We start from the raw sequence: 14,145 nt of genomic DNA on the forward strand, positions 1-14,145 counted from the left end.
TGAATACGTCATAAATAAATGATTATAATCAATTTATTATCCGTTGGCTATACAACTAATAATGAGTTGTTCCGGGTGTTATTAGAGAATAAGGCTAACGCATGTCACAAAAATGCTCGGGGGGAGACTGCGCTTGATGTTGCCTTTATGAAAAAAAATAAAGCAGCAATTGAGGAGATTTTTAAATATGCCAAAAAGAATAATTTATCGCTAAGCGCCCTCATGTCTCCTGAAACACAGGAAAAAGCAAAGAAGTGGGCATCTGTTGATGTATCCAAATCTGATCACAAATTTTTTATTGCCAATCCTCTGTCTGATGTACAGCTATTTGTGCAAGAAAATTTACTGTGGGTGGCTGATACTGTGTATGAAGCCCCCCCTGATTCATCAACGTGTACTATTTGTTGATGGTTTTAGGCGGTTTTATTACTACAAGATGATTTCATTCATAAGGAATAAAGAGTAATCAGGTGCGTTTGCAAAGGATTCATGGCGCAATTAAGGTGCCGCATCCTTGCGGCGAAGTACATCCATTGTACTTGTCCCTTTAGTTGACGTCCTGTCAGACATATCCATGTCATCCTTTAGAGTTTCAGTATAACTCTTTGATTTTTTATGTCATTGGGTAGATAGAGCAGTAACATGTAAGATATTTCTCAAAGAGTAGTGGGTATTTTCTGCTAAACAACACCATCATTAATAACCTTTATCAGTTCTCGAGAAAGATAACGGGCTCCTTCTCGTGACAGGTGGTTTGAATCACTATAGAGCACTTTATTATTTATTTTTGCCCAGCATTTCTCTTTATCACATAGGTATGCTGCTGCATCAAACACTGTTACTTCGGGGTACTCTTTCAATATTCTTAAAACCAACTCTCTGTATGTTTTATTTCTCTCGTCATATTGGTTTTTGGGTATGGAACAGTCCGGGGGCTTTTTTAATGGATTATTTGGTCTTGAAATGCATTTGCGAGGATCAAAATCTATCTCGGGATTATCAATGATAAAGATAATCCGCTTTTTCGCTAAAACCATGCGATCAAGAGTTTTTCTCATGCCAACTTCCCATACTCTTTGCTTATCCGTAATTTCCGGCTCACTAATCAGTGTAAAAATCCAACCATCAGTAATATAAAATGGGCCACGTGATGCCATAATTACCGTAGAAAGAGAGGTTTCCTGGGCTACAAATTCAGTTGCTCTGATTCCGCCTTGGTACACTGCAATTTCAGAGTCATTTCCTGCGGGATAGGTTGCAACATCAAGGAATAACCGTCCTCCTATATTTAAAAGGCTGTCGCCTTGCTGTTCAAGTAATTCAGATAATCCTTGATACAAGGCTGTGGCATGAGAATCACCAATTAATGCAATACTTGGCTTTTTCGTTCCCGAAAGATTACAGTAGCGAATAAATCCGTTCAAACCATACCTGTTCATGCAGTTCTGATGGTCCTCTGGGGGATCTTCACCAAAGTATACAATTTGAGATAAATTGTCAGGCAGACGGGAAGGGAACCCATTAAGTTTTGAGGTAGTTACTCCTATAAAAAGAATGCATATCATTGATAAAGCCAAAGATGCTGTTTTTAGTGCTTTTTTTTCTCTTTTTCTAAACGGTTGTTCTATATAGCGGAAGGTTAGCCAGGCTAATCCTATTGATAGGCCAACACACATCATTCTGATTTTTATACTTGGCTGTTCGCTTTCTAAAATTCTGGCATAGGACAGTAATATCCAATGCCATAGATATAGGGGGTAGCTAATTAGCCCAAACCATACTGCAACCCGATTGGACAGAATCGTTCTGTTTACCCAGGCTTGTTGACCCGCAAAGATTATAAGAACCGCCCCTAAAACAGGGACCAGTGCCCACTTTCCAGGATAACTTAATCTTTGATTAATCCGTAATACACCATAAACAAGCAACAAAAGCCCAATAAATGAAGCAACATTAGCCAGCGTTTGTTTGTTAAAGTCTCTTGGTTGGCGGTATAAAACAATGGTGAGCCACTTATTTGAATTGGACTTTAGTTTGGGATAAGCCTCCTTTTTATAAAGCATCATCCAGGCTAATAAGCTTCCGCACATCAGTTCCCAAAATCTGGTTTGCGGAGAATAAAAGGCTGCAATAGCATTATTTTTTATTCCAGATACATTCAAATAAAAAGAAATAAGTGCGACAAGCACGGTGATGCTAAACAGATTGAATTTCCTTTTCCAGGTGAACCAGAGCAAAAAGGGATAAATAATATAGAATTGTTCTTCTACTCCCAGGCTCCATAAATGAAGCAGTGGCTTTGTTTCTGCTGCATTATCGAAGTAACCAGACTCTTGCAACAGAACAATATTTGAGAGAAACCCCGCTCCTCCTGCAATATGTTTTCCGAGTTGCTTGTATTCATCGGCAAATAAAATAAACCATCCTAAAACGCAGCTTACAGACAGTACTAATAACAGTGCGGGAAAAATACGCCTTACCCTGCGCGAATAAAATTCACTAAAGCTAAAAACTCCTCTATCCAGGCTCTCAAAAATAATAGTGGATATCAGAAAGCCCGAAATAACAAAGAAGATATCAACACCAATAAAACCGCCTCTAAGCAGATTTGGAAATGCATGAAATGCTACTACTGACAACACAGCAATGGCTCTTAAACCATCAATATCAGGGCGGTATTTCGGGTGAGAAAGAGGCGGCACACTCATAACTATTTATCTTAAAAACATGTTGAAGTGATTGATACTAAATAGCTTCTTTGAACGCGTCAATATGGAAGGTATTGCTGAATACAAAGCCCACTGCCATTAAGCTAAGGATTTGGCTGTCATCCAGAGGAGCTAGCGACGAAGGATTCAGGAGATCCTTCGCCTGGCTCAGGATGACGTACTGTTCTTAACTTAATGGCATGTTCGTAGGTCACAGGATAATCTCGAGATACATTAGATGAGCGATTAGTGTATATGCTCCAAAACGATAATGTACATCATTTTTATAAGCAGATAAACGACCAGAAAAATAGAAAAGATACTGATTAAATCATAGGGCACACGCGGGTAGGATACTTCTTCTATTTCAGATAAACCGGTCGTGACTACGGGTGTATTTTTTTCTGTCGTTAATTGCCACATCATGTATGCCTCGTATGCAGCCTCATACTCTTTGCGTGTTATTTTTAATTTAAATTTTTCATTTTCAAGTTGAGGTTTAAAAGAGCTGCTGTTTGAATCATCTTGACGAGCTGTTTTTTGTGATTGTTCTTGCTGAAAGAGTTTGTCGGTTGCACTTTTCAGGGCTTGAACGGCAATAATTCGTTGCTTTTCAACTAATTGACTATTCATCTGATTATAAAAATTCAATAAATTATGTTCGATAAAATGAGTCAATTGTTCGGTCATTTGTGGCGAGAAAGAACGTACCTTTATGATGAGTTCATTGGTATTTCTATCTAAGGCCACATCGATTTTTTTACGATAATATTCCAAGAACTTTCTGTCTGATTTGGCACGTAATCTTGAAAAGACATCAATATCCGGGTTTTGGTAATGGGATTTAAGGTCAAAAGCTGCTTGTATTTTATTAATCATGTCTTTGGAATGAACATATTTTTGCATTAAATGAATGAGGCCTGGATTACTGCCTACAGGTGTTTGTTGTTTTTGGCGTAGCAGGGAAAACCATTTATTTTCTGGTATAGCACCGACTTGTTCATTAAAAAACAAAGTGCTTACTCCTTCATAGGTAGGGCTCTTTATTAATAACAGGTAAGAGCAAAGAAGCAACCATGGAATCAGAACACACCAAACAATGGGGTAAGCTAATCCATTTTTTAGTGTTTGTAATATGGGTTTTCTATTCATTAAAAAATTTATTGGTTTCATTTTTATTGACTCATTATATGCACTAAGATGCTTCTTCTCATTAAAATATAAAGCCCTAATCCCAGAAACAGGGTACCCGCAGCACAGTTAAATAAGTAATAAAGATCACCATAAAGGGGGTAGCTTGTAAAAGAACTAAAACATTCACGTGAAATTTCAATGATCTGAAACAGTGGATTGGCAGTGAAGAAGTGCCGATAGAAGTCTGGGATTGCCTGAGCACTGTAAAATATCCCTGAAAATAAATACAGACAGCGCAGTACCACGCGAACGAAGAGCCCAGCTGCTTTTGAAAAAAAACTCAAACAGGCAATAATTAATGCACATCCAAGCACGAATACTGAATATACTACAATGGCACATATAAAACGTAAGGGATCGTGGTATTCCCAGTGCGCATCGTATAAAGAGATGATGGCCAGGCTAACACAAAAAACAAAGATGGATGTAATCAACTCTGTTATCGTTGCTGCGATAACGAAGTCGCAGGGTTTTATTTGTCTGAAAAACAATAAATTTCTATTGTCCTTGATGCATGAGATGGACGTATGGAGTACATTATAAGTAAAGAGCCAGGGGATTACTCCAAGCAAGGTAAACACAGCGGATGACATCGCGGCAGCGCCGCTGTTTGTTGTAAATGCCCGAAACATGGTCCAGGCAATGACATGCCCCATGGGTTCCGATATTATTTTTAAAAGATCTAAAATGCGTCTGTTTTTTGAACGTGCATCAAAGTTTTGTTCGAAATTACGTAAGATCAAGGTGTAGATTACAGCCTGCATTGCTTGGAAATCTTGTCTGCCCTTTTTCTGTTTGGACCAAATGTGCTGGAAAAAAGCCTGCATTGCTATGCTGTCCTTATTGATGCTAAATAGAGATCTATTGCCTCATCCAGTGATTGAGAATGTGTTAAGCTCCCCTGATTAAGATAGACACCTTGAGTGCAATAATCTTTTAGAGTCTGTATGTCATGTGACACCAGGATAATGCCTTTGCCTTGCGCCTTTTCATTAAATACGCTTAAACTTTTTTCCCTAAAAGTAATATCTCCTACCGCAAAACTTTCATCAATCACATAAAAATCAAAATCAAAGGCCATCGACATGCCAAAAGCCAGGCGAGCAGCCATTCCTGAGCTGTAAGTCCTTAATGGCATATCAAAATAGTCGCCAAGTTCAGAAAAATTACAAACAAATTCAATTTTTTGTTCTTGAACTGCAGGAGAACACGCATGTAAGCGGCAAATAAATTTAATGTTTTCTCTACCGGTTAATGACTGGATAAAGCCGTGGGATATGCCTATCGGCCATGAAATGCTGCTGGTGCGCTCAATGTTACCTTTATTCGGATATTCTACTCCACAGAGAATACGGAGCAATGTTGATTTTCCGGCACCATTGGGCCCTAATATGCCCAAGCGAGCTCCTTTCTCAAGCGACAAAGAAACATCTTTGAATATAAACTGTCGTTTCCCATTAACAGAGTAATATTTGGTAATGTTTTGAGCCTTAATCACTTAAAAAGCCTTATTTAAAGGTATCCATTGTAAAATACGAGTACTTTTCTTAACTTGTGAATAAACCACGACACCTCGGGATTTTAGTCTGAAATATCAACAGACTCTGCTATTATTGCATAAAAAAATTGGATAATGAATCAAGTTCTCTGGCTGTGTTTTTTGCTGTTCTCCGACATGTTTTTCCCTATGGCTATGTCCGTGAGTTTTATGTATTTTTCTTTAAATTAAATAAACGACTCAAATAGCCAAAACGTGGCGTGTATTTTTTCTTAATTTCTTTTCTCCAGGAAGAGTAATTTCTAATATAGCCTAAGATGCTGGCTGCTTCGTGAGTATTCATTTGAGAAAAATGATCAAAATCATAAATATAAAAACCTTGCGCTTTTAGTAATCTCACATGCCTTTCATTCAATTGTTCTATATCCTGGATTTGAGTGTCGAGGAGTTCGTTGATGTATTTTAATATTGCCTCTGTCCAAACCAGGGGTCCGGTATAATAATGAACAAAAGTGTCGAATTTCTTACTATTACCTATTTTATAATGAACATCTATTCCTTCAACTAATACTCTGTCGCATATCAACTCGATTAAGTATTCAAATACTTTATGACCGGGTTCACTGTAAAATGCCCATTGGACGAAATAAAAACTGGTTTCTTTTGAGATGGCGAACTTTGCATTTTGCGGTAACCAATCACTCAGCGCTACCTTGCATTGGCTATCAATATCACAATAATAGCCGCCATGTTTATACACTACGAGATAGCGCCAAAAATCAGCCTTCATTACTCCTAAAGGCATGGCATGATAGGCTTTAATTATGCGCTCATTGAAATTACTGGTTATAAAATTCGAACATTCTTCATCATTATATAGTTGTATTTGATAATCCGGGTTTTTTATTATCCAGGACTGATTCAGCGGTGTAAATTTCTTTGGGATTTGGTGCGTTTTCCAGGTTCTCCAGATATTTTTATATGCATTCATCGTACACGCTTCTCAAAAAAGTCTTTTTATTTAATTAGGAGTCTGTTGACCTTTCCGTCAAAAATTCCGACGTGTTGTGGTTTATCCACGGCATCCCTAATCCTAAATAATTATCAATACACAGCCTACATGAAGTTGGCATTAAATTCATAATATTTTATGAACCAGACACAGAGTCTGGTTCATAAGATCTTGGCTCAGGTTTGGGAAGGATTGAAGTATTACATCCTCTCGTCCTGTTTAGCCTGAAATTTTTGGTTGTTGTTGGGTTATACAATGGATTCCACCACCGCCAGCAAACACATCCAAGGCATCAATTTGGCTTATTTTATAGTCAGGGAATAATTGGGTGAATAACTGATAAGCTGCCTGGTCATAAGTTTCATAACCAAAAGCAGGCATTACAATTCCCTTATTCGCCAGATAAAAATTAATATAGGACAGGGTCAAACGTTCTCCATCCAAATAGGTTGCTGGGGGCTGTTCTACACAATAAACCTCCAGTGAACGGCCTTTTGCATCTTTTGCTGATTTCAGGATCTCTATATTTTCTTGTAAGGTATTATAATTGGGATCTTCCTTGTCATTGGTAGTAAGGCATAACACTTTACCTGGAGCGATAAACGTTGCTATTTCATCAATATGTCCGTCTGTTTCATCCCCTAGCAATCCTTTATTTAACCAAATAACGGTTTCTGCATTCAGGTACTCGCATAAATACTGCTCTATTTCTGCTTGCGATAATTGGGGATTACGGTTGGCGTTGAGTAAGCATTCGCGACTGGTCAATACGGTGCCTTCACCATCAACATGAAATGAGCCACCTTCCATAACCAAAGGAGCATGAAAATATTGGCTATTTGTTTGCTTTATGAGTGCTGAGGCAATTTTATTGTCTAAAGCACAGTTTTCATAATTGCCGCCCCAGGCATTGTGAATCCAGTCTACTCCGGCCAGCTGATTTTTATTTAATAAAAAAGTTGGTCCGGTATCGCGGGTCCATGAATCATTTATTGGCAGCGTTATAATCGTAATATGTTCTTTGCATAACGCTTTGGCTGATGCTTCATCTCCTGGATTAACTAACAAGGTAATTGGTTCAAATTCCACGATTGCATGAGCAACCCGTGCATAAGCAATGCGTGCTCGTTCCAATCCTACTTTTTCCCAGGTTGATTGATGGCAGGGCCAGGCCATCCAACATCGTTCATGGGGATGCCATTCTGCAGGCATGGTAAATCCGGCTTGTTTTGGTGTTGTTTGCATCATCACTGTATGTGTCCGTCAAGATAGGTTAATTGGGAAAAAATACTTCTTAATTCATTCAGATACGATAAAGCCTGTTCTTGGGGTAGTTCAGCCTGAATTAATTGTTTTTCATAGGATTGAATCAGTTTTTTCGTATCAAAATGGGCAAGATTCAATACATTAGTCACTGTATCGCCATTGACCAAGTCTTCCAGTTCAAACTGCCCGTCATCTGACAGGGTTACGTCTAAAGAGTTGGTATCACCAAACAAATTATGCAAATTACCCAATATTTCCTGATAGGCACCAACCAGGAAAAATCCTATGTAATAAGGATCGTGGTTTTTATAGGGAGGCAGCATCAAGGTCGTTGTGACACAGGACTGGCCTGGATACTGTTTTATAGTTCCATCCGAATCACAGGTTAAGTCCTGCAAAATACTGTGCATACATGGCGTTTCATTTAATTGGGAAATAGGTGCGACAGGGAAGATCTGACCTATGGCCCAGGCATCAGGAATCGATTGAAAGAATGAGATATTGCAAAATATTTTAGCTGCCATGCTTTCGTTAATCATCAATAGCAAGGCTTGTTCGCCGGGGTTTTCTTCATCTAGTCGGTCTTTTAACTCCATGCAGATGTTGGTGTAGAATGCTTCGACCTTTGCTTTTTCCTGTAAGCTGATTACTCCATGTTTAAACAGCGAATGCGCTTCATGGAGGGAATGTTCTGCGTAGTTATATATCTCTGTTGGAGAGCTATCCGTAATCGCTTGATACGTATCATAAATATCACGAATTACATGTGAGTCTTCTTCTGATATTTGAGGAAGAACTGGCGCTTTATTTACGATCTCGATATCGGTGATATTGGATATCAATACGGCATGATGAGCGGTTAATGCGCGGCCTGATTCCGAGATAATGTTGGGCTCTGGTATGTCTGCATCCTGACATAAATGTTTTAGTGCCAATAAGATATGAGTTGCGTATTCATTGAGGCTGTAATTCATTGAACAGCCTTTGTTGGAGCGTGTCCCTTCATAATCAATACTTAAGCCGCCACCAACATCAATTGTATCTATTGGTGCATTAAGTTGGCGTAATTCTACATAATAGCGTGATACTTCCTGCATGCAGTGACGAATATCATGAATATTGGCAATTTGCGATCCCAGATGGCAGTGCATTAACTGGAGGCAATCCAGCAAATCATTGGCTTTTAATTGGGTAATTAATTCAAGGACTTGTTTGGCATTTAAACCAAATTTTGATTTAACTCCTCCCGTATTTTCCCATTTGCCTGCACTTTTGCTCACTAATCTGATGCGAACTCCCAGCGTTGGTTTTACTTTAAGGCGTGAGGACTCGTTTAAGATAATGTCCAGCTCGGATTTCTTTTCGATAACGATAAATACTCTATGACCCATTTGTTGGGCAATGAGAGCTGTTCTGATGTAGCTGCTGTCTTTATAGCCATTACAGACTATAGTGCCAGGGCGATCACCAAGCATGCCGATAACTGCCATCAATTCCGGCTTGGATCCTGCTTCAAGGCCAATATGATTTGATGGTGATTTGAGTAATTCTCTAACCACACTGTGCTCTTGGTTCACTTTTATGGGATAAACCAGTTGGTAACTGCCGGTATAGTCTGTATCCTCTCTTGCCTGAGTGAAGGCTTCATATATTCTGCGTACTCTATCCTGCAGGATATCGGTACAGCGAATTAATAACGGGAGATGTAAGCCTGCTCGCTTCGCTGCATTGACGATTGCCAGTAATTCAACTCCTTTTTGATCAGGAGTTTTACTTATTTCAATATTGCCGTTTGCATTAATTTTAAAGTATCCATCACCCCAGTTTTCTATGTTGTATAAATTTTCGTTTGATTGTGCGTTGCTATTCATTATTTAATTCCAAAAGGATTAACGGATCTTAACCAGTTCTTGATAAGTGGCCGGTTCTCTTTGCCGAGCAAATGGGAATAAACGTCCCCACAGTTCACGCTGGCTGAAATCAAGATCAGCAACCAATACTGCAGGCTCATTGCGAGGAGCCTGAGCTAAAATTTCACCCGTTGGAGTACTAATGAAACTGCTGCCATAGAATTGTAAATCGTCTTCACAGCCAATGCGGTTGACTGCAATAATAAAAGTATTGCTCATAATTCCCTGAGCGACCATTACTTTTTGCCACATGGGTTGACTATCAAAACCCGGGGCGGTGGGTTCGCCGCCAATGGCCGTTGGGTAAACCAGAATTTCAGCGCCTTTTAACCCATAAATACGTGATAATTCGGGAAACCATTGATCATAACAGGTGGGCAAACCAAATTGATGTCCAGCTATCTGATGAACCGGATAATCGGAGTCACCTGGTTTGAAGTAAAAATCTTCGTGATATTTGTCTCCGCTGGGTATGTGTTGTTTACGAGTAATGGCGATAAGTTCTCCATTAGCATTAAATGCAACCGCGGTGTTGTATCCTGCTTTTTCAAAAAGTGATGCAGTAATGCATACTTTGTTGGCTTTAGCCATCTGACTTACAAATTGAGCAGTAGGCCCTGTATGGATGTCTTCCATATAGGGTGTTCCATCCACGTCTGAACGCGTACAAAAATAAGGGCTTAAGGTGAGCTCCTGCAAACAAACCAACTCAGCGCCTTGTTGCGCTGCTGAATAAATTCCTGATGCCAGGCTGTCCTGATGTTCTTTGGCATGTTCATGCCATTGTTCTTGAACCAGCGCTACCCTTAATCTGTTCTCTGCCATTAGCGTTCCTATTTGATATTACGTTAAAAAAATTGCTGTTTTGACCACTTGCTTCTTCTTTTAATCTCTTTCAAGTGACCGATTAAAAAAATGGCTATGCTATCAAAAAAAAACCGGTTTGTACTAGTGTCTTGTCACCATTGAATCTGCTCTTTTTTAAGCATTTATTAATGCTGTATTTTACTTGAAGGTGATTCACATGAGGGAGACAGCATTGATGATGTAATAATACAAAAATAGTAGCATGGTTGTTGCTTATATGAATGTAAAAACAGGTAAAATTGGTGTAAAGATGCCCTTAATAGCGCAGGGCATCTTTTTTGTTGATTAACCAAACATACCACAAAATTTCTTGATACATCCGTCATCGTTAGAATCACCAGGACCAGTATTATCTGCTGTGATCGGTGTTCCGCTAAGGAGCGATTTGCGCTGGGTTAATTCAGGGCTTACAGAAAACAAAGAATTTGGATTTGTTCCACAAGATGCAACAACAGATTCTGGTTTGGGCAGTTCAGCAGAAGTGCTTTGTACCGCGTCTTGTTTGGGAGTCATTGCTTCTGCTATCAATCTGAACGGGCTTGATTGCTCATGGGCTGCGCTGTTAATTTGCTCCAGTTTGCGGTTAATATCTGCACGTGTTCCTTCATCCAGTTGAGACAGTTTTTCTCCAATGGCAGCCTCTTTACTCTTGATTAAGGTAGAGAACAGTACTGAATATTCATTACACAGATCGGCAGAAAAACCACGGGAGAAAAATTGCTCCGGTTTATCGCCTAAAAGAGTTAACTCAATGGTTCTGCGTAATTCAAAGGCAGCACTAACTTTTCTTGATAATTCGTCTTTGGCTGAGATTAATCCGCTGATATTTCTTAAAATGCCAGAGCGCTCCTCTTTAGGAACCGTTAAGGCCAGTTTCGCTGCAATAGATGATTCATGACCACTTATAGTGCTGAATAAACCAGCAAATTCATGACAGGCATCTTCGTTATATTCACGGCTGGCAAAAAATTGATGAGGCTCTGCACCTAGCAATAAATTATCAATGTCACGGCGTATTGCAAAGGCATGACCTATTTTTTTCGCTAATAACGAGTCTGGAAATATGCCCCTGACATTTAGTGTGAGTTGGTTTCTATTCTCTGGTGGGGTTGTTAATGCCAGGCGTTCTGCAATACTTGTTTCATTGTCTTGCAATACATCTATCGCCAATTGCCTATGGTTATGAAATAATTTTTCATTAAATTCATTCCCTAAAATCAGCTGATGGGGCTTGGTATTTCTGAGATCTAATAAAGCGAGGATACGATTTTTAATTTCATAAGCTTCAGACAATACCGCGTGGAAGGTTTGTTTATCATCATGGGGAGTGCGTGCTGCTTCAATTTGAGAACGGAAGGCTTTTAATTCACTCTGTGGGCAAGCCAGAATCAGGCGAGCGGCCAAACTTTTTTGGTCTTCAGGTGACAAGCTATTTAGTTCTGCCATATTTTCTGCGAGGGCATCTCCAGTACCAAGATCTTCATAGGGGTGTTCTAAATCTCTAAGCTCTTCCGCTGTATATCCCATTTAAATCTCCTTATAAGCTCAGCTACAGCTGATGTTTAGTATGTGCAATTTTGTAGCGTCACTATATTAACGGATTCATTTTCCCCTGTCATGAAATTAAACTAAAGTTTTATTCTGAGGTGTCGAATAAGTAATGAGATACCTGTTTTTGCCTGTAAAAACTACAATAACAACAAGGAGTAGGCAATGTCTAAAAATCATTTATTACAAGATCCCTTCCTTAATGAATTGCGTAAGGAAAAGGTGCCTGTATCCGTATTTTTGGTCAATGGAATTAAATTACATGGCGTGGTTGACTCGTTCGATCAATACGTTGTCATGCTAAAAAATTCCATTACTCAAATGGTGTACAAGCATGCAATTTCTACCGTTGTTCCATCTCGTATGGTAAAAATACCAACAGATGATGCATCTGGTGAGGAAGGAGGATCTGTGGCAGACTAAGCTACCTTCTATTTTTGGGATAAGCTGTGTTTGAACGTCCGCAAGGTGGTGAGCGAGCGATATTGGTACAATTAGCGCTTCCTGGCGTTGATGCTGAAAAAGCCTTGGCTGAATTTGAAGAGCTGGCTCTTTCAGCAAATGCAGAAGTTCTTGATTGTGTTTTAGGTACTCGTGCCACCCCTGACGCTAAATACTACCTGGGCAAAGGAAAAGCCGAGGAAATAAGCCAATTAGTGAAAGCCCTTGATGCCGAACTGGTTTTGATTAACCATGAATTATCTCCGTCACAAGAGCGAAACCTGGAGCGCTTGTTTGAATGTCGCGTAGTGGACCGAAGCGGTTTAATTCTTGATATTTTCGCCCAACGTGCACGAACCTTTGAAGGGAAGTTGCAGGTTGAACTGGCTCAATTACAGCATTTGTCTACGCGGCTTGTGCGCGGATGGACTCATCTGGAGCGCCAGAAAGGGGGGATAGGATTACGAGGCCCTGGTGAAACCCAGTTAGAAACTGACCGCAGGCTGTTACGTGAGCGTATCCGTTATATTAATAAGCGCCTGGAAAAAGTGCGTTGCAGCAGAGATCAAAATCGGCAGGCCAGAAAAAAAGCAGCTATGGCTACCATCTCCTTAGTGGGGTATACCAACGCAGGCAAATCAACTTTATTCAATGCATTGACCGGCGAACGTATTTATGTGGCCGATCAATTATTCGCTACCCTGGATCCCACGATGCGCAAATTGGAGCTTCCCGGATCTGCTGCCGTCATTTTAACCGACACGGTGGGTTTTATTCGCGATCTGCCCCACCATCTGGTTGAGGCGTTTCGCGCCACATTAGAAGAAACGCAGCAAGCAGATTTATTAGTGCATGTGATTGATATTTCCGATCCGCACTGGCGGGATACGGTGTTCGCCGTACAAAACGTGTTGGATGAACTGGGTGTCAGTGATATTCCTGTCATTCAGGTGTTTAATAAAATAGACTTGCAAGAAGGTTGGCAATCGAAGGTAGATTATAACGAAGAATCATGTAAGGTTTGGCTCTCTGCAGCGACCGGACAAGGCTTAGAACTGTTAAAAGAAGCCATTGCAGTTCAATTACATGGGACTGTTTTAATTGAAGACATCGTAGTTAAACCTGGTCAGGCAAAATTACGTGCTCAATTATATCAGTTGGGTTCTGTATTATCTGAATCGGTTACAGAGGAAGGGGATTGGCAGTTGAAGATTCGCATTACGGCTGATCAAAAACATCGTCTCTTCTCTTGAATGGGTATATTGGGTGCACAATCAACAGAGATATATGGTATTGAACAAACTGACCTCAATTGTGTCGTTCCCGCGCAGGCGGGATCCATTCTTCAGACAAAGTAAGGAAGTAACTTGAAAAATGGTTTCCCGCCTGCGCGGGAACGACATAATAAAGACGCATACTGCGTTAATAAAAAGCAAATCAGGGTGTGTAAAAAATGCCAGGCTCTCCCTGCGCGATGCTAATACGGGCTACTTTTGATTTGTCCTATAATTCTTAGCTGTCTTGATGTTCCGTCATTACTTTATTCAACGTTTCGGCTGATTGGCCACCGTATAGCGTTTTGACCAATTGACCTTTGGGATTGAAAATAAAGGTTACTGGTACTCCGGTGATATCGCCTAATTGGAGTTCAGAGGCAGGATCTTTTTGCAAGCTGGGGTAGTGGATATTAAATCTTCTGAT

13 protein-coding genes are annotated in these 14,145 nt (G+C 40.0%); 3 read left to right on the plus strand and 10 right to left on the minus strand.

From position 1 onward, the window contains the following. Positions 1-18 precede the first annotated feature (18 nt). The gene (locus Q0495_RS03390) at positions 19-408 is read left to right on the plus strand and encodes a hypothetical protein (RefSeq protein WP_298623114.1); all 390 of its coding nucleotides are present in this window, start codon (positions 19-21) and stop codon (positions 406-408) included. 272 nt (positions 409-680) lie between these two features. Here Q0495_RS03390 and Q0495_RS03395 read toward each other — a convergent pair whose 3' ends face one another. From Q0495_RS03395 to Q0495_RS03435, 9 genes are all read right to left on the minus strand, one after another. After that, positions 681-2,708 (minus strand): acyltransferase family protein, encoded by a 2,028-nt coding sequence (locus Q0495_RS03395; protein ID WP_298623117.1) that lies wholly within the window; start codon positions 2,706-2,708, stop codon positions 681-683. Between the two features lie 246 nt (positions 2,709-2,954). After that, positions 2,955-3,881, minus strand: a complete 927-nt coding sequence (locus Q0495_RS03400) for a hypothetical protein (protein ID WP_298623119.1) — start codon at positions 3,879-3,881, stop codon at positions 2,955-2,957. A gap of 2 nt (positions 3,882-3,883) precedes the next feature. Then, a complete protein-coding gene (locus Q0495_RS03405; protein WP_298623121.1) occupies positions 3,884-4,729 on the minus strand; it encodes an ABC transporter permease in 846 nt (281 codons plus the stop codon). A 2-nt stretch (positions 4,730-4,731) separates the two neighbouring features. Then, positions 4,732-5,400 carry an ABC transporter ATP-binding protein gene (locus tag Q0495_RS03410; protein ID WP_298623123.1) on the minus strand — a complete coding sequence of 223 codons (669 nt, stop codon included), beginning with the start codon at positions 5,398-5,400 and terminating at the stop codon, positions 4,732-4,734. A gap of 208 nt (positions 5,401-5,608) precedes the next feature. Then, complete coding sequence (locus Q0495_RS03415; protein ID WP_298623125.1) at positions 5,609-6,391, minus strand: glycosyltransferase family 32 protein; 783 nt, start codon at positions 6,389-6,391, stop codon at positions 5,609-5,611. Positions 6,392-6,631: 240 nt separating this feature from the next. Continuing rightward, positions 6,632-7,657 (minus strand): agmatine/peptidylarginine deiminase, encoded by a 1,026-nt coding sequence (locus Q0495_RS03420; protein ID WP_298623137.1) that lies wholly within the window; start codon positions 7,655-7,657, stop codon positions 6,632-6,634. Positions 7,658-7,659: 2 nt separating this feature from the next. Continuing rightward, the gene (gene speA / locus Q0495_RS03425) at positions 7,660-9,549 is read right to left on the minus strand and encodes a biosynthetic arginine decarboxylase (RefSeq protein WP_298623127.1); all 1,890 of its coding nucleotides are present in this window, start codon (positions 9,547-9,549) and stop codon (positions 7,660-7,662) included. A gap of 18 nt (positions 9,550-9,567) precedes the next feature. Further along, positions 9,568-10,413 (minus strand): carbon-nitrogen hydrolase, encoded by an 846-nt coding sequence (locus Q0495_RS03430; protein WP_298623129.1) that lies wholly within the window; start codon positions 10,411-10,413, stop codon positions 9,568-9,570. A 327-nt stretch (positions 10,414-10,740) separates the two neighbouring features. After that, complete coding sequence (locus tag Q0495_RS03435) at positions 10,741-11,982, minus strand: hypothetical protein (RefSeq protein WP_298623131.1); 1,242 nt, start codon at positions 11,980-11,982, stop codon at positions 10,741-10,743. A gap of 186 nt (positions 11,983-12,168) precedes the next feature. Between Q0495_RS03435 and hfq the strand changes: the two genes are divergently transcribed. Then, positions 12,169-12,426, plus strand: coding sequence for an RNA chaperone Hfq (hfq, locus tag Q0495_RS03440; RefSeq protein WP_298623133.1), 258 nt, complete (start codon positions 12,169-12,171; stop codon positions 12,424-12,426). A gap of 26 nt (positions 12,427-12,452) precedes the next feature. Continuing rightward, positions 12,453-13,697: a ribosome rescue GTPase HflX gene (hflX, locus tag Q0495_RS03445; protein ID WP_298623135.1), complete on the plus strand. Its 1,245-nt coding sequence runs from the start codon at positions 12,453-12,455 to the stop codon at positions 13,695-13,697. A gap of 259 nt (positions 13,698-13,956) precedes the next feature. Here hflX and Q0495_RS03450 read toward each other — a convergent pair. Beyond that, positions 13,957-14,145: TlpA family protein disulfide reductase (locus Q0495_RS03450; RefSeq protein ID WP_367274375.1), on the minus strand; the 189-nt coding region annotated here is incomplete at its 5' end.

The sequence above is a fragment of the uncultured Legionella sp. genome, assembly GCF_937871865.1.
GTDB lineage: Bacteria > Pseudomonadota > Gammaproteobacteria > Legionellales > Legionellaceae > Legionella.

What these genes read in the sequence shown, in the direction of transcription:
- Q0495_RS03430 (WP_298623129.1), bottom strand. Translation starts at nt 10,413, where the DNA reads ATGGCAGAGAACAGATTAAGGGTAGCGCTGGTTCAAGAACAATGGCAT.
- Q0495_RS03415 (WP_298623125.1), bottom strand. Translation starts at nt 6,391, where the DNA reads ATGAATGCATATAAAAATATCTGGAGAACCTGGAAAACGCACCAAATC.
- hfq (WP_298623133.1), top strand. Translation starts at nt 12,169, where the DNA reads ATGTCTAAAAATCATTTATTACAAGATCCCTTCCTTAATGAATTGCGT.
- Q0495_RS03390 (WP_298623114.1), top strand. Translation starts at nt 19, where the DNA reads ATGATTATAATCAATTTATTATCCGTTGGCTATACAACTAATAATGAG.
- Q0495_RS03405 (WP_298623121.1), bottom strand. Translation starts at nt 4,729, where the DNA reads ATGCAGGCTTTTTTCCAGCACATTTGGTCCAAACAGAAAAAGGGCAGA.
- speA (WP_298623127.1), bottom strand. Translation starts at nt 9,549, where the DNA reads ATGAATAGCAACGCACAATCAAACGAAAATTTATACAACATAGAAAAC.
- Q0495_RS03395 (WP_298623117.1), bottom strand. Translation starts at nt 2,708, where the DNA reads ATGAGTGTGCCGCCTCTTTCTCACCCGAAATACCGCCCTGATATTGAT.
- Q0495_RS03435 (WP_298623131.1), bottom strand. Translation starts at nt 11,982, where the DNA reads ATGGGATATACAGCGGAAGAGCTTAGAGATTTAGAACACCCCTATGAA.
- Q0495_RS03420 (WP_298623137.1), bottom strand. Translation starts at nt 7,657, where the DNA reads ATGCAAACAACACCAAAACAAGCCGGATTTACCATGCCTGCAGAATGG.
- Q0495_RS03400 (WP_298623119.1), bottom strand. Translation starts at nt 3,881, where the DNA reads ATGAAACCAATAAATTTTTTAATGAATAGAAAACCCATATTACAAACA.